The organism is Hamadaea sp. NPDC051192, assembly GCF_040682475.1.
Taxonomy (GTDB): Bacteria; Actinomycetota; Actinomycetes; order Mycobacteriales; family Micromonosporaceae; genus Hamadaea; species Hamadaea flava.
Genome location: NZ_JBFBAZ010000108.1, coordinates 1 through 15536, shown reverse-complemented (window position 1 = coordinate 15536; position 15536 = coordinate 1). Strand labels below are relative to the sequence as shown.

Genomic DNA, 15536 nt, shown 5'->3' with positions numbered 1-15536 from the left:
GTCGCCCGGATGCGCCCCGGACCCGGCGAACTCCTGCACTTCTCCGAAGACCCCACCATCACCGTCTTCCACCCCCACATCGCCCCCACCGCCCGCGAAGCCGGCGCCTACGTGTGGGCCGTCGACACCCACCACAGCCCGTCCTACTGGTTCCCCCGCCAATGCCCCCGCGCCATGGCCTGGACCACCCCCGACACCGACCCGGCCGACGCCGCACGCCTCCTCGGCCCCACCATCACCCGAGTCCACGTCATCGAATACGACTGGCTCCCCACCCTCCAAACCACCACCCTGTACGCCTACCGCCTCCCCGCCGCCGCCTTCCACCCCATCCACGAAGACGGCCACGCATACGTCGCCACCACCACCGTCGAACCACTCGGCCCCGCCGAACCCGTCGGCGACCTCCTCACCACCCACCGCGACGCCGCCATCGAACTCCGCCTCACCACCACCCTGTGGCCCTGGTGGGACGAAGTCATCACCAGCACCCTCGCCTTCAGCGGCATCCGGCTGCGCAACGCCCGCCCCCGACCCTGACCCGCACCCCTGAGACTTCCCTGAAACGCCCGCACGGCAGCGGCAGAACTTGCGCCCAGCAGCCATCATGGGCAGATGGTCTTCAAGAAACTCCTGGGCAGCCTCGGCATCGGCGGACCCACCGTCGACACCGTGCTGTCCACCCCCACCGCCACCCCCGGCGGCCCCCTCCAGGGCCAGATCCACCTCAAAGGCGGCGGCTCCGACACCGACATCGAAGGCATCACCCTCATCCTCGTGGCCCAATCCGCCGGCGCCACCTTCGAAGTAGCCCGCATCCACGCCACCGGACGCTTCACCCTGCCCGCCGGCGCCACCCACGCGATCCCCCTGAACAGCCAGACCCCGTGGGAAACCCCCATCACCACCATCTACGGCCAGCCCCTGCCCGGCACCACCCTCGGCGTACACACCCAGGTCGACGTCCGCGGCGGCTCCGGCAAAACCGACCTCGACCCGCTCACAGTCGCCCCCCTGCCGGTCCACAACCACCTCCTCGACGCCCTCGGCACCCTCGGCTGCCGATTCATCCGCGCCGACCTACGCCCAGGCCAGCAAGCCGGCCTCCCCACCCCGGTCGTCCAGCGCATCGCGTTCTACGCCCCCGCCGACGCCCGCCAGCCCGGCGCGCACCTGCCCCAACTCAGCCTCAACTTCGCGGCCAACGCGCACGCCCTGGACATCGCGATCGAAGCCGGCTGGGGCAGCCCGCCCATCCACCACACCCTCGCCCACACCGACGCCGGCGGCGACCTCACCGAGATCATCGGCAGCTGGGTCCGCGAAGCCCTCGCCCGCGTCCCCCAGCAGTCGGCACAACCCGGCGCGTTCATGCAGCCCGCCCAACCCGGCTACCAGCAGCAGCCCGGCTACCGCCCCAGCGGACCCGGATACGCCGCCGCCGGCAACCGCGGCGGCCACGACCGGGGCTATGACCGGGGTTACGACTACCGCGGCTACGACAGCGGACGCCGCGGCCCCGGCATGGGCGGCATGATCGCCGCCGGAGCCGGCGGAGCCGCCCTCGGCTTCCTCGGCGGCATGGTCATCAGCGACATGATGACCCCCGACGTGAACGTCACCGAAAACGTCACCGAGAACTACTACGACACCGGCGGCGACACCGGCGGCGACGCCGGTGACAGCGGATACACCGACACCGGCTACGACCCCGGGTACGCCGACACCGGCTACGACGGCGGAGGCTACGACAGTGGCGGGTACGACGCCGGAGGCGACTTCGGCGGCGGAGACTTCGGTGGTGGGGACTTCGGCGGAGGCGACTTCTGACACCCACCCACCGACCTGCCATCCGGCCCACCCGCCGGCCCACCCGCTGACCCACTGGTCACCAGGCAGAGCGCGGAGCTAGGCTGACGCCCATGTTCAAGGCCGTCGTCTGCTTCGCGCTCTTCTTCATCGCCGTCGGAGCAGGCGGCATGTTCATCGCCGAACAACGCCGAAAGATGGGCGGCCCCCGCCGCTGATCAACGCCCCACAGGGCCGGCAACCGGACGAGCCACCGCATACCACTCGGCCAACTCGGCGAACAACCGCCGATGCTCCGCCACCGACCCGATCGCAGCCCGCCGCGGCTCCCCCGGCGTACCCATCGACATGGCTGACACGGTAAGCCCCACCCGCCAGTGCCACTCATCACACGAACTGGCCCGGCCCCACCCCGAACGGCCACAATCCGCAGCCGTGGACTTCGCCGGACTCCCCCTCCTCATGATCGCCGCAGCCACCGGCGGAGCCGTCGACGCCATCGTCGGCGGAGGCGGCCTCGTCGTCCTCCCCGCCATGCTGCTGGCCTCCGGCCTCCCCCTGCCCACGATCCTCGGCACCAACAAACTCACCGCGATCGCCGGCACCTCCTCCGCCGCCTACACGTACGCCCGCCACACCGCCATCGACTGGAAAGTGGCCGGCCCGGCCGCCGGATTCGCCGTCCTCAGCTCCGGCCTCGGCGCGCTCTTCGCAGGCAGCGTCCCCGCCGGCGCGTACCGGCCCGTCATCCTCGGCGTCCTCGTCGCCGTAGCCCTCTTCGTCACCTTCCGGCCCAGCCTCGGCCTCGCCGCCGACCCCGCCAAACGCACCCGCGTACGCATCGCGACCATGATCGCCCTCGGCGGCGGAGCCATCGCCTTCTACGACGGCGCCATCGGCCCCGGCACCGGGACCTTCCTCGTCCTCGCGTTCACCGGCATCGTCGGCGCGGACTTCGTCCACGGCAGCGCGATGGCGAAGATCCTCAACACCGGCACCAACCTCGGCGCGCTGGCCGTCTTCGGCTACTTCGGCCACGTCGACTGGATCCTCGGCGCGATCCTGGCCGTCTGCAACATCGCCGGCGCCCAACTCGGCGCGCGACTGGCCCTCAAACGGGGCGCCAAGTTCATCCGGATCGTGCTACTCGTCGTCGTCCTCGGACTCGTCGCGAAACTCGGCTGGGACCAGTTCCACTGACCGTCCCCCGCGCGCCCCTCCCCGCGCTCATCGCGCGTTGATCATGGACTTTCCGGCCACGACACACCGTCGACACCACAGTTAACTCCATGATCAACGGGGCTGGGCGGGGTCGGTGCGCCGAAGGCGCTCTTTCTAGAAAGGCGCCGAAGGTGCCTTGGCGTTAACCGTGGAACAGTCACACCGCGTAGGGCATCCTAGGACTCTAGGTGTATGACAATGTGATCGTGACTCACCCCGATGCCGAACAGACCCGGCGGGCGCTGCTGGAGAGCCGTCCCGATCTGGTGGACGGATTCGACGAACACCTTCCGGCGGCCCGGGCGGCGGTCCTACGTCGACTGTGGACGGCCCTGCGCCGGGAGCCGATTCCCGGGGTGGCCGGGGTCAGGACGGTCGGCGGCGACGCCCTGGTGACGCTCACCGACGGCCGCATGGCCATCGGCCCCGCCCTCGACCAGTACGCCGAAGCCAGCCCCGACGTCCGCATCCGCGTACAGGTGGACGGCGGAACCGGGGCGTACGCCGATCCGGCGGAGCTGTTGACCGCCGTGAACCCGGAAACCCAAGGGCTGCAACGGGAACTCAGCAACAGCGTCGCGAACCTGGCCTTGGCCAGGACAGGGCAGCCCAGAGTGGATCTGACCGAGCTGCAGGGCGAACCGAACGGGCTGGCGGTCCTGGAGCAGTCGGTCGTCGACGGCCACCCGCTGCATCCGTGCTGCCGCACCCGGCTGGGGATGTCGACCGCCGACGTCCTCGCGTACGCCCCGGAGCACCGCACGCCGGTCGAGCTGGAGATCTGGTCGGTGCCGCCGAGCCGGTGGCTCACCACGGGCGCGGGCGCGCCGCCGCGTCTGGTGCTCCATCCGTGGCAGGCGAGGTACTTCGCCGAACTGCTGCGGAACTCCGGCGTACGGCCGACCGGCGAACGGATCGTGGCCCGGCCGCTCATGTCGTTGCGGACGCTGGCGGCGGCGAAGGATCCGTCCCGGCATTACAAGACGGCGCTGGGCGTGCAGATGACCAGCGCGGTACGCCAGGTCTCCCCCGCCGCCGTCCATAACGGACCCCTGGTGAGCGACCTGTTGAGCCGGCTCGCGGCAGATCTGCCAATCCGCGTCTTCCCTGAGGTCGCCGCAGGCGCGGTCCTCGTCGACGGCGCGCCGCACCCGATGCTGGCGTACGCCGTCCGACGGGCCCCCATGCCGCAGGCGGGTGACGTGTGGACGCCGTTGGCGGCGGTCGCCCAGCCGGACGTGCTGGACCAGATCCTGCGGATCGGCTACGGGGGCCATCCGGTGGCGTTCTGGCGGGATCTGACGACCGTTCTGATCCCACCGGTGCTGACGCTGCTGGCACGGGGCGCCGGGCTGGAGGCGCACGGCCAGAATCTGCTCGTCCGGCTCGCGTACGGCCGGCCCGCCGAGGCGGGCTATCGGGACGTCGGCGGCATCCATCTGCACGCCGGTCGCCTGCGCGAGGCCGGGATGGACCTGCCCAGCGTCCAGGGCAGCCTGGTCACCGACGATCTCGACGAGCTGCGGGCCAAGCCGTTCGCGACGCTGTTCGCCGTGGTGCTCACCGAGATCGCGCACACGCTCCAGCAGCGGCACGGCGCCGATCCCCAGACGCTTTGGCGGATGGCGGCCGACCTCGCCGAGCAGGCCCCGGATCCGCGCGATCGGCTGGCGCTGGCCGGAACCACCCTGCCGATCAAGGCGACTACTGCGATGCGGCTGGCCGCCGATCCGGTCGCTGACATCTGGACCCCGATCACCAATCCGCTGGCTGGAGTGTGATGACAGACTTCCGAAGCCGGGCCGAGGACGCCGTCGAGGGCAAGCTCGCCGCGGCGCTGCGGCGCGAGGGCCTCACGCCGGGCGAGGTGACCGCGCCGCTGCGGGCCGAACTCGACGACGCGATCGACAAGCTCACGCTCGCGTACCGCCGCCGGTCTGCGGCCGACGACCAGGCCCGCGCCTCCGGAGCACCGGACCTGCTCACGTTGGTCCAGGGCCAGCCTGCCGACGACCAAGTGGTACGCCTGGAGCAGCTGGCCACGGAGGGGCACAACCTGCATCCGTGCGGCCGTACGCGGCTGGGCTGGACGCGTACCGACGCGGAGGCGCACGACCTGGAGAGCCCGGGGACGACGGTGCGCTTCGTCGGCGTACCAGTTGATGATCATGTCGGAGACGACCTGGGTGAGCGGCTCGATGTGCCCGCACCGCGCGGGCATCGCGCCCAGCCGGTGCACGAGTGGCAGCTGGGCGTCGTGCGCGAGCGGTACCCGCAGCTGCCGGTGCTGGACGCGAGCCTGCCCGCGCGGGTGACCGCGGCCGTCCGAACACTGTGGACTCCGGTGGGCTATCTGAAGGTGTCGCTCGACGTGCAGATCACCTCGACTCGGCGGACCATCTCCATCGCCAGTACGCGCAACGGCCCGCTGCTGTCGGCGGTGCTGCCGCCGCTGCTGGCCGAGTGCGACGAGCGGGCCGTGCTGTTGCGCGAGCCGGTCGGGACGGCGTCGACGCTGGGCTCGGGCCGGGACCTGTCGGCGATCCTCCGCGAGCCGCTGCCGCCGATGGCGCCCGGCGAGCACGCCGTGCCGGCGATCGCGTTGTCGGCGGCCGATCCGATCACCGGCGAGCCGATCGCGAAGCTGTTGCTGGCGCGCTCGGGGCTGTCCATGACGGCCTTCGCCGAGCAGTACGCCCGCCTGCTGCTGACCCCGGTGCTCGGCATGGTCACGCGATACGGCGTGGGGCTGGAGGCACACCTGCAGAACTGCCTGGTGACCTTCACCGGCGGCGTGCCGACCCGGCTGATCCTTCGGGACCTGGCCGGGCTGCGGCTGCATCGCGGGCGGCTGGCCGAGGCCGGGCTGAGCCTCGATCTGTGGCCCGGTTCGGTGGTCGGCACCGACGACGAGACCGTGCTGCTGGCGAAGGTGGCGTACACGGCGTTCCAAGCACATCTCGGCGACGTCGTGCACGCCCTCGGCGACCCGCCCGGGGCGTGGGCGGCGATCCGCGGCGTGGTCGACGAGATCTACGACGACCTCGCCCCGGCGCGGCCGGACCCGGCCAAGGCCGATCACGCGTTCCTGACCGCGCCGACGGTGCCGCACAAGGCGCTCGTCCGCATGCGGCTCGACCCGGCGCGCGGCGACGTCTACGTCCCGATGGAGAATCCGCTGCATGAGCCTGCCTGATCAGGTGCTGTCCGCGCTGGCTTCGGCGAAGCACCCGGTGTGCGCCTACGTCTACGACACCGGGGTGGCTCGGGAGCGGGTGGCGGCCGTCCGCGCCGCGCTGCCACCGGGCGCGACGCTGTACTACGCGGTCAAGGCCAACGGGCATCCGGATCTCGTCGGGGCGTACGCCGACACCGCCGACGGGCTGGAGGTCGCGTCCGGCGGCGAACTGGCCCTCGCCCTCGACGCGGGGGCACGGCGGATCGCGTTCGGCGGGCCGGCCAAGACTCCGGCCGAGCTGTCGGCGGCACACGACGCCGCCCGGACGACCGAGCTGACCCTGCACGTCGAGAGCGCCCTCGAACTGCGGCGGCTGGCCGCCCTCGGCCCGCTCCCCACGTCAGCCCGCGTGGCGCTGCGGGTCAACCGGGCGGTGGCCGGTCCGGCGGGCTCGCACGCCATGACGGGTACGCCCACGCCGTTCGGCATCGACGAGACGCAGCTGGCCTCGGTCGCTTCGCTGGCCCGGGAGCTGGGCGTACCGGTGTGCGGGTTCCACCTGCACGCGGTGAGCAACTCCCTCGACGCCCCGGCGTACGCCGCGTTCGCCGCCGAGGCGGTCGCCTGGTCCCGGCGTACGGCGGTGGAGCTGGGCATCGAGCTGCGGTATGTGAACGTGGGCGGCGGCTTCGGCATCTCCTACGACGACCCCGCCCGCTCGTTCGAGCTCACCGCCCTGGACTGGTCGGCGCTGGACCTGCCGGACGGTGTGGAACTGGCCTTCGAACCCGGGCGCTTCCTCGCCGCCCCCGCCGGCTGGTACGCCGCCGAGGTGCTGGACCTCAAACGCACCCACGGCCGGTGGTTCGCCGTGCTGCGGGGCGGCACCCATCACTTCCGGCTGCCCGCCGCCTGGGGCTACAGCCACCCGTTCACCGTCGTACGCGTCGACGACTGGCCCCATCCGTGGGCGCGCCCGGAGATCTCCGGCGTCGAAGTGGACGCCGTCGGCGAACTGTGCACCCCGCGTGACGTGCTCGCCCGGCGTACGCCCATCGACCGGTTGCGCGTCGGTGACCTGCTGGTCTTCGGCCAGACCGGAGCGTACGGATGGGACATCTCCCACCACGAGTTCCTCCGCCATCCACACCCGGATGTGATCGTCCTCTGACAGTCTGTGACGGGTGATCACAAGATGGTCTCCCAGAACAGCGCAACCCTCTGGTAACCCCCTAGACTGTGCCGGGTCTCACCCCCAATGAGCCCTATTTAGCCCCGCCACCCCCTCGGAGGCACCCGACATGCCGAACGGTCGCTCCGCCGCCGTCCGGTCGCACCGCCGCAGCTCCCCTCGCCGCAGCGGCCGCACCGCGCTGTTCATCCTCGTGCCCCTCCTCGTGGCGGTCGCCGCCGGCGGAGGCGTCTACGGCTACCAGAACTTCCTGGCCGACCGCTGCTCCGGTGAGGTGACCGCGACGATCGTCGCGGCGCCGTCCACCGCGACGCTGCTCGCGGATCTGGGCAAGTCCTGGGCGGCTACCAACCCCAACGTGGACGGCCACTGCGGCAAGGTCACCGTGACCCCGGCCGACTCCAACAAGGTCGCCAACGCCCTGTCCGGGGTGTGGCCGAGCGAGCTGGGCCAGCAGCCGGACGTCTGGGTGCCCGAGTCGAGCGCGTGGTTCCGCAGCGCCCAGACCGGCGACGCCGAGGCCATCCTGCCCGACCTCCAGCCGAGCGTCGCCCGGTCGCCGGTCGTGCTGGCCATGCCGAAGGCGATGGCGCAGGCGCTGGGCTGGCCGACGGCCAAGGTCGACTGGACCTCCGTCCTCGACCAGGCAGCCGTCAAGGGCTGGAACTCCTACGGCAAGAGCTGGGGCAAGTTCAAGCTCGGCATGACCGACCCGGGCCAGTCGACGCCCGGTCTGCTCGCCCTGTCGGCGATCATCGACCGCGACGACGACCAAGACGTCTCGGACGCCGAGCGGCAGGGCCTGCTCAAGCTCAAGACGGTGCTCGAGGTCAAGGCCGACGACACCAACGCCATCATGGACGAGTTCGACTCCAAGGGCGGCCAGGGCGGCGAAGGCGGGCTGACCTACGTCTCGGCGTTCCCGGCCCTGGAGCAGGAGGTGCTGGCCCACAACCGGGCGCACCCCAACTCGCCGCTCGTCGCGATCTACCCCAAGAGCAACATCGAGGCCGACAACCCGTACCTCGTGCTGGACAACGCCGAGTGGGTGCAGAAGCCGCGGCAGGACGTCGCCCGGGCCTTCCTGCGCTACATCCGCACCGACGGCCGCACGGCCTTCCAGAACGCCGGCTACCGGGACGCCAACCGCAAGCCGGGCCCGGACTTCACTCAGGACAACGGCGTGCTGTCGACGCTGACCGCGCTGCCGCGAGGCGTACTGCTGACCGACGCGGTCAACGACACCATCAACACCTGGACGGCGCTGACCCGGCTCACCAACGCGCTGTTCGTCCTCGACGTCTCCGGCTCCATGGGCGCCGACGTGCCCGGCCTCGGCAAGTCCAAACTGGACCTGACCAAGGAAGCGGCCAGGCAGGCGGTCGACGTCTTCCAGGGCAAGGGCAACGCCGGCCTGTGGTCGTTCTCGTCGAACAAGTCGGGCAGCAAGTCCTACGTCGAGAACGTGCAGCTCGGCCCGCTCGACGACGAGATGGACGGCGGCACCCGTGAGTCGAAGCTGAAGTCCGCCATCGACGACCTCAAGGCGGGCGGCAACACCGGCATGTACGAGGCGGTACTGGCCGCGTACAAGGCGGTCCAGGCGAAGTACGTGCCCGACGCCGCCAACATGGTGGTGTTGCTGACCGACGGCGCGAACGACGACCAGGAGAAGAACCTCAAGCTGGCGCAGCTGCTCGAGCAGCTGAAGAAGGGCGACCCGAAGCGGCCGGTGACCATCGTGTCGATCGCGCTCGGCCCGGACGCCAACGGCAAGGTCCTCTCGCAGATCTCGTCGGCCTCCGCACCGGGCGCGCCCGCGCCCCTGGTGTCGAAGGGCTCCTACGACATCACGCCCGTCATGCAGAAGGCCATCTTCGGCGTCCGCTGACCGCTCACCGCCGCCCCACCCCGTTGATCATGGAGTTAACCGTTGTCTCGACGGTGTGTCGACACCGGAAACTCCATGATCAACGGACAGATCCCGGGTGCGGGAGCGGGGGTGGGAGCGGGCGCTGGGGGCGAGAGGATTAGGCGCTGAGGAGTGCTTTGATCGGCGCGGCCTTCGCGGCCGCTTCGGCGACCTCGGCGGCCGGGTCGCTGCCCCAGGTGATCCCGCCGCCGGCCCACAGGTGCAGTTGGGTCGGCGTGGCGGCCACCGTCCGGATGGTCAGCCCGAGATCCAGCCCGTCCCGGCCGACCCAACCGAGGGCGCCCATGCTCGCCCCCCGGCCGACCGGTTCGAGCCGGGCGATCTGGGCCAGCGCGGCGAGCTTCGGCGCGCCGGTGACCGAGCCGCCGGGGCATACCGCGCGGAGCAGTTCGGCCAGGCCCACGCCGGGTCGCAGCTGGGCGGTCACGGTCGACTCCGCCTGCCACAGGTCGCCCCAGTGCTTCAGGGCGAACAGCTCCTCGACGCGTACGCTGCCGATCTGGGCCACGTGCGCGAGGTCGTTGCGCTCCAGATCCACGATCATGATGTGCTCGGCGCGCTCCTTGGCCGAGGCGAGCAACTGCGCCCGCCCTTCCTCGGTCGCCTTGGCGGTCCCCTTGATCGGGCGTGTCTGCGCAATTCCGGCGCGTACGCGGACGAGCGTCTCCGGGGACGCGCAGGCGACCGCCCACCCCTCGCCGCCGATCAGCCCGCCGTAGTGCGCTCCCCGCAGCCCGGCCAGCCGCGCCAACGCGGGCGCCGGATCGCCCGCGTACGCCGCCGCCGAGTGCCCGACGACGTTGACCTGATACACGTCGCCCATGGCGATCGCGTCCCGGACGGCGGCCACCGCTTCGGCATGATCGGCCTCGGACCAACTGGGAACCCAGGGCTCGAGCGCGAACCGAGCCGACCCTACGGCCGACCGAGAGCCAAGATCACTACTCTGCGTGAGGGAATATTCCGAATGCGCGTACACGATGGCGGCTATTTCGGGCACTTCGGGGACCGGTGTCGGCCGTCCGGGGGACGCGCCGGCAAGGGTCGCCCCGGCCGCCGCCGAGACGTAGAGGGCGGCTCCGCAGACGTCCCCGGGGCCGTGCCGGAGATCGACCCCGGACTCCGCCGCACCGAGATCACTCACCGGCAAGCCGTGCTCACGCAAGAAGAATTCGACGAGGTCAGCGCTGGTCCGACCGGCGGCGACCGGATCGCCGGGCCGCCATTCCAGCCGGGCCACCGGCGTCGCGTGCGCCCGGCACCGAGCCGGTACGCCGGGCGGCCCGGCGGCCGCGGTAAGCCCCCGCATGGATACCGAATGTACGACGACCGGACTCACTTGGATCATCCAAAGGGTTGATTACTGGGTGTGAGGGGCGTTACTTGCTCGAAATCGCCTCGTTCGGCGTAGTAGCGTGCGTGACTGTTCATGTGACCAACTCCACAGGGGCGTGTGATTCGTCACTACAGTGGCGAGGCATCACCCCTCAACCACAGCGGAGACCACCCCATGTGCCAGCACCAACCGCCCTGCCCGAGCGCCGACGCCGTCGACCGTGACGCGGCCCGGGTCGTCGCCAGCTTTCCGGAGCAGGGCTGGAGCCTTCTCTGCAACGGCGTCATCACCTTCGAGGACACCGGCGAGCTGCTCCCGGACGGGAGAATGATCGCACCGCAGCGAGGCCCCGCAGTGCACGCGCTCGCGTGACCTGCGCCACGGTTCCCGTGGCAGACCAGTCCCCCGGCTGACACCGACGGTCAGCCGCCGACCCACCGGACAGCACCATCGCCCGCCGAGCGCTCACCGAAGCAGCACCGAACCGAAGGCACCGCGAACCAAAGACACGCAGTACGGAAGACACGCAGTACCAGAGACTTTCAGGCCCGGCCGACCGAACGGCCGGGCCTCGTGACGTCCAGGGCCCGGATCAGGCAGCCCGGATCAGGCGAACGCCTCCGGCGGCGGGCACGAGCAGACCAGGTTCCGGTCGCCGTACGCACCGTCGATGCGCCGCACCGGCGCCCAGTACTTGCCGACCGGGTCCATCCCGCCCGGGTAGGCGGCGACCGACCGCGGGTACGCGTGCGTCCACTCGTCGCTACTGACCATCGCCGCGGTGTGCGGGGCGTTGACCAACGGGTTGTCGTCCTTCGGCCAGGCGCCCTCGGCGACGGCGTCGATCTCGCGCCGGATGGCGACCATGGCGTCCACGAACCGGTCCAGCTCGCCCAGGTCCTCGCTCTCGGTCGGCTCGACCATCAGCGTCCCGGCGACCGGGAAGGACATCGTCGGGGCGTGGAAGCCGTAGTCGATGAGCCGCTTGGCCACGTCGTCGACGGACACGCCGGTGGACTTCGTCAGCGGCCGCAGGTCGAGGATGCACTCGTGGGCCACCAGGCCCTTGTTCCCGGTGTAGAGCACCGGGTAGTGGTCGCGCAGCTTGACGGCGACGTAGTTCGCGGCCAGCACCGCATGCGCGGTGGCTGACGCGAGCCCGTCCGGGCCCATCATTCGCACGTACGCCCACGGAATCGGCAGGATGCCAGCCGAACCATGCGGGGCGGCCGAGATCGCCTTGACGGCCTCGTCACCCCGCCCCGGCAGGTACGCCGCCAGATGCGACCGGACGGCGACCGGGCCGACGCCGGGACCGCCGCCGCCGTGCGGGATGCAGAACGTCTTGTGCAGGTTCAGGTGCGACACGTCCGCCCCGAACTTGCCGGGCTTGGCGAATCCGACCAACGCGTTGAGGTTGGCCCCGTCCACATAGACCTGGCCCCCCGCGTCGTGCACCTTCGCGCACAGCTCGGCGATGCTCGTCTCGTACACGCCGTGGGTGGACGGGTAGGTCACCATGATGGCTGCCAGCCGCTCCGCGTGCTCGGCGAGCTTGCGGTCGAGGTCGACGAGGTCCACATTGCCGTTCTCGTCGCAGGCCACCACGACCACGCGCATGCCGGCCATCACGGCGCTGGCGGCGTTCGTGCCGTGCGCGCTCGACGGGATCAGGCAGACGTCGCGGTCCAGGTCGCCCCGCGACCGGTGGTACGCCCGGATCGCCAGCAGGCCGGCGAGCTCACCCTGCGAACCGGCGTTCGGCTGGACGCTGACGGCGTCGTACCCGGTCAGCTCGGCCAGCCAGTCCTCCAGCGAGCCGATCAGCTCGGCGTACCCGGCGGTCTGGGCGGCCGGCGCGAACGGGTGGACGTTCGCGAACTCGGGCCAGGTCACCGCCTCCATCTCGGTGGTGGCGTTGAGCTTCATCGTGCAGGAGCCGAGCGGGATCATGCCCCGGTCGAGGGCGTAGTCCAGATCGGACAGGCGGCGCAGGTAGCGCAGCATCGCCGTCTCGGAGTGGTGCGTCCGGAAGACTGGGTGGGTCAGGAAGTCGCTGGTACGCCCGAACTCCAGCTCGGGCGCGTCGGTCTCGGCGACCCCGGCGACACCGAACGCGGCCCACACGGCGGCGATGTCCGCCGCGGTGGTGGTCTCGTCACAGGCGATGCCGACCCGGTCGGCGTCGAACGCCCACAGGTTGACGCCGTTCTCGGCGGCGGCCGTCACGACCTCGGCGGCCCGGCCCGGCACGACGGCGGTCACCGTGTCGAAGAACTGCCCGGTCGCCAGCTCCACCCCGCCGTCGCGCAGCCCCGCCGCGAGCAGCGTCGCGCTGTCGTGCGCGTGGCGGGCGATCGCCCGCAGCCCGTTCGGGCCGTGGTAGACGGCGTACATGCTGGCCATCACGGCGAGCAGGACCTGCGCGGTGCAGATGTTGCTGGTCGCCTTCTCGCGGCGGATGTGCTGCTCGCGGGTCTGCAACGCCAGCCGGTAGGCGCGGTTGCCGTCCGCGTCCCGCGAGACGCCCACGAGCCGTCCCGGCAGCGAGCGCTCCAGTCCCGCGCGCACCGCCAGATAGCCCGCGTGCGGCCCGCCGAAGCCCATGGGTACGCCGAACCGCTGCGCGCTGCCGCAGGCGATGTCGGCGCCGATCGCGCCCGGCTCCCGCAGCAGGACCAGGGCCAGCAGATCGGCCGCGACGGTGACGAGCGCGCCCTGAGCGTGGGCCGCCTCGATCAGGGCGGCGTGGTCCCGGACGGCGCCCGAGGCTCCCGGGTACTGCACGTGCAGGCCGAAGTACTCGAAGTCCAGCTCCCGCTCGATGTCGACCACCCGAACCTCGATGCCGAGCGGCTCCGCCCGCGTACGGATGACGTCGACGCTCTGCGGCAGGGTGTCGCCGTCCACGGCGTACACGTTGGATTTGGATTTGGACGAGCGGCGCGCGAGCGTCATCGCCTCCGCGGCCGCCGTGGCTTCGTCGAGCATCGACGCGTTGGCGGTCTCGAGGCCGGTGAGGTCGGTGACCACGGTCTGGAAGTTGAGCAGGGCCTCGAGCCGGCCCTGGCTGATCTCCGGCTGGTACGGCGTGTAGGCCGTGTACCAGGCCGGGTTCTCCAGGACGTTGCGCTTGATGACGCCCGGGGTGTGGGTGCCGTAGTAGCCCAGACCGATCATCGAGGTCAGAACCTGGTTGCGCGACGCCAGGTCGCGAAGCTCCGCCAGGACCTCCGCCTCGGTGGCGGCGGCCGGGAGGCTCAGCTGCTCGTGCCACCGGATGGCCTCCGGAATGGCCGCGTCCATCAGCTCGTCGAGGCTGCTGTAGCCGACCGACTCCAGCATGCGGCGGGCGTCGTCGGAGGTGGGGCCGATGTGCCGCGCGGAGAACGAGAATGGGCTCGTCATGGGTTCGATTGCTCCCAGGGAGGCGGGGACGATGTCGTCCTCCCCCGCTGTCGCACCATGCGCTCCAGCGTCGCCGACCCGTGCGGTCCGGGTGCCTGAGAGGTTCCGGGGAGGAATTGCCCCTTCGGCGCCGTTCTGCCCGGTCTATGGCCGGGGTACGCGGACTCTCCCGCGCGGGCGTACCAGCTACCCGCAACGGTACCAGTGCCCCCCATGACGGTGCTGTTACGCATGTCTCCGGCGTGCCGGTGCGATCATGCACCGGCGGGTCCGGCCGCCGGTGTTCTCCCGCTGTCCCGGACGCCTGCCGAAGCCGAGGTCTAGGGTGAAGATCGTGACCTACACCGCCGCTTCCGATCGTTACGACAAGATGACCTACCGCCGGTCCGGGCGCAGTGGCCTGCGGCTGCCCGCGATCTCCCTCGGCCTCTGGCACAACTTCGGGGCCCAGCGGTCCTACGAGGTCGAGCGTGACATCGTCCTGCGCGCCTTCGACCTGGGCGTGACCCACTTCGACCTGGCGAACAACTACGGTCCCCCGCCCGGCACCGCCGAGGAGACCTTCGGGCGGCTGCTGGCCACCGATCTGGCGGCGTACCGGGACGAGCTGGTGATCTCGACGAAGGCGGGCTACCTGATGTGGCCCGGCCCGTACGGCGAATGGGGTTCCCGCAAGTACCTGACGGCCTCCCTGGACCAGTCGCTGCGCCGGATGGGGCTCGACTACGTCGACGTGTTCTACAGCCACCGGTTCGACCCGGACACGCCGCTGGAGGAGACGATGATGGCGCTGGACGCGGCGGTCCGCGCCGGCAAGGCCCTCTACGTCGGCATCTCCTCGTACAAGTCGGAGCAGACCGCTCAGGCGGCCGCCATCCTGCGCGAGCTGGGCACACCACTGCTGATCCACCAGCCGTCGTACTCGATGATCAACCGCTGGATCGAGGACGACGGGCTCCTCGACACCCTGGAAGAGGTGGGCGCGGGCTGCATCGCGTTCTCCCCGCTCGCCCAGGGGCTGCTCACCGACCGCTACCTCAACGGCGTACCGGCCGACTCCCGGGTGGCCACCAGCGTCTTCCTGAACGAGAGCGACCTGACCCCGGAACGCCTCGCTCAGGTCAGCGCGCTGAACGAGATCGCCCGTGGGCGCGGGCAGTCGCTGGCTCAGCTGGCCCTCGCCTGGGCGCTGCGCGACCCCCGGATGACCAGCTTGATCATCGGCGCGTCCAGCGTCGCCCAGCTGGAGGCGAACGTCGCCGCGCTGGACAACCTGGAGTTCACCGACGCCGAACTGGCCGAGATCGACAAACTTCTCTAGGCCCGGCACCCGCTGGGCGCCGGATCGCTGGGCGCCGGATCGCTGGGCGCCGGATCGCTGGGCGCCGGATCGCTGGGCGCCGGATCGCTGGGCGCCGGATCAGGGTTCTCGGTCGAATCTTGGGTCAAGATTCGACCC

At 71.0% G+C, this 15536-nt stretch carries 11 protein-coding genes and 1 riboswitch; of the genes, 9 read left to right on the top strand and 2 right to left on the bottom strand.

The features are described from left to right. Window positions 1-9 precede the first annotated feature (9 nt). The 7 genes from AB0M47_RS31765 (at window position 10) to AB0M47_RS31735 (ending at window position 9291) form a co-directional block, all read left to right on the top strand. Window positions 10-540: a DUF6886 family protein gene (locus AB0M47_RS31765; RefSeq protein ID WP_363420562.1), complete on the top strand. Its 531-nt coding sequence runs from the start codon at window positions 10-12 to the stop codon at window positions 538-540. Window positions 541-615: 75 nt separating this feature from the next. Then, window positions 616-1830, top strand: a complete 1215-nt coding sequence (locus AB0M47_RS31760) for a sporulation protein (protein ID WP_363420561.1) — start codon at window positions 616-618, stop codon at window positions 1828-1830. Window positions 1831-2271: 441 nt separating this feature from the next. Next, on the top strand, window positions 2272-3009 hold the full coding sequence (locus tag AB0M47_RS31755) for a TSUP family transporter (RefSeq protein ID WP_363420580.1): 738 nt from the start codon (window positions 2272-2274) through the stop codon (window positions 3007-3009). A 227-nt stretch (window positions 3010-3236) separates the two neighbouring features. Next, window positions 3237-4811 carry an IucA/IucC family protein gene (locus AB0M47_RS31750; protein WP_363420559.1) on the top strand — a complete coding sequence of 525 codons (1575 nt, stop codon included), beginning with the start codon at window positions 3237-3239 and terminating at the stop codon, window positions 4809-4811. Further along, a complete protein-coding gene (locus AB0M47_RS31745; protein ID WP_363420558.1) occupies window positions 4811-6226 on the top strand; it encodes an IucA/IucC family C-terminal-domain containing protein in 1416 nt (471 codons plus the stop codon). Before AB0M47_RS31750 ends, AB0M47_RS31745 begins: the two co-directional genes overlap by 1 nt. Then, window positions 6213-7379, top strand: a complete 1167-nt coding sequence (locus AB0M47_RS31740) for a type III PLP-dependent enzyme (protein ID WP_363420556.1) — start codon at window positions 6213-6215, stop codon at window positions 7377-7379. Before AB0M47_RS31745 ends, AB0M47_RS31740 begins: the two co-directional genes overlap by 14 nt. Before the next feature lie 130 nt (window positions 7380-7509). Further along, entirely contained in the window at window positions 7510-9291 is a 1782-nt protein-coding gene (locus tag AB0M47_RS31735) for a substrate-binding and VWA domain-containing protein (protein ID WP_363420554.1), read from the top strand. Window positions 9292-9430: 139 nt separating this feature from the next. Here AB0M47_RS31735 and AB0M47_RS31730 read toward each other — a convergent pair whose 3' ends face one another. Next, window positions 9431-10642 (bottom strand): chorismate-binding protein, encoded by a 1212-nt coding sequence (locus AB0M47_RS31730; protein ID WP_363420552.1) that lies wholly within the window; start codon window positions 10640-10642, stop codon window positions 9431-9433. Window positions 10643-10843: 201 nt separating this feature from the next. On the opposite strand from AB0M47_RS31730, the gene AB0M47_RS31725 reads away from it, so the two are divergent. Beyond that, window positions 10844-11041 carry a DUF5999 family protein gene (locus AB0M47_RS31725; protein WP_253750622.1) on the top strand — a complete coding sequence of 66 codons (198 nt, stop codon included), beginning with the start codon at window positions 10844-10846 and terminating at the stop codon, window positions 11039-11041. Window positions 11042-11275: 234 nt separating this feature from the next. Here AB0M47_RS31725 and gcvP read toward each other — a convergent pair whose 3' ends face one another. Beyond that, a complete protein-coding gene (gene gcvP / locus AB0M47_RS31720; RefSeq protein ID WP_363420549.1) occupies window positions 11276-14077 on the bottom strand; it encodes an aminomethyl-transferring glycine dehydrogenase in 2802 nt (933 codons plus the stop codon). Between the two features lie 73 nt (window positions 14078-14150). Next, window positions 14151-14259, bottom strand: a riboswitch (glycine riboswitch). Between the two features lie 152 nt (window positions 14260-14411). Here gcvP and mgrA point away from each other — a divergent pair. Continuing rightward, entirely contained in the window at window positions 14412-15398 is a 987-nt protein-coding gene (gene mgrA / locus AB0M47_RS31715) for an L-glyceraldehyde 3-phosphate reductase (RefSeq protein WP_363420547.1), read from the top strand. The last annotated feature ends 138 nt before the right edge of the window (window positions 15399-15536 follow it).

Coding starts and splice junctions, on each gene's coding strand:
- AB0M47_RS31755 (WP_363420580.1), top strand. CDS start 2,272: ATGATCGCCGCAGCCACCGGCGGAGCCGTCGACGCCATCGTCGGCGGA.
- AB0M47_RS31745 (WP_363420558.1), top strand. CDS start 4,811: ATGACAGACTTCCGAAGCCGGGCCGAGGACGCCGTCGAGGGCAAGCTC.
- AB0M47_RS31725 (WP_253750622.1), top strand. CDS start 10,844: ATGTGCCAGCACCAACCGCCCTGCCCGAGCGCCGACGCCGTCGACCGT.
- AB0M47_RS31760 (WP_363420561.1), top strand. CDS start 616: ATGGTCTTCAAGAAACTCCTGGGCAGCCTCGGCATCGGCGGACCCACC.
- AB0M47_RS31730 (WP_363420552.1), bottom strand. CDS start 10,642: ATGCGGGGGCTTACCGCGGCCGCCGGGCCGCCCGGCGTACCGGCTCGG.
- AB0M47_RS31735 (WP_363420554.1), top strand. CDS start 7,510: ATGCCGAACGGTCGCTCCGCCGCCGTCCGGTCGCACCGCCGCAGCTCC.
- gcvP (WP_363420549.1), bottom strand. CDS start 14,077: ATGACGAGCCCATTCTCGTTCTCCGCGCGGCACATCGGCCCCACCTCC.
- AB0M47_RS31740 (WP_363420556.1), top strand. CDS start 6,213: ATGAGCCTGCCTGATCAGGTGCTGTCCGCGCTGGCTTCGGCGAAGCAC.
- AB0M47_RS31765 (WP_363420562.1), top strand. CDS start 10: ATGCGCCCCGGACCCGGCGAACTCCTGCACTTCTCCGAAGACCCCACC.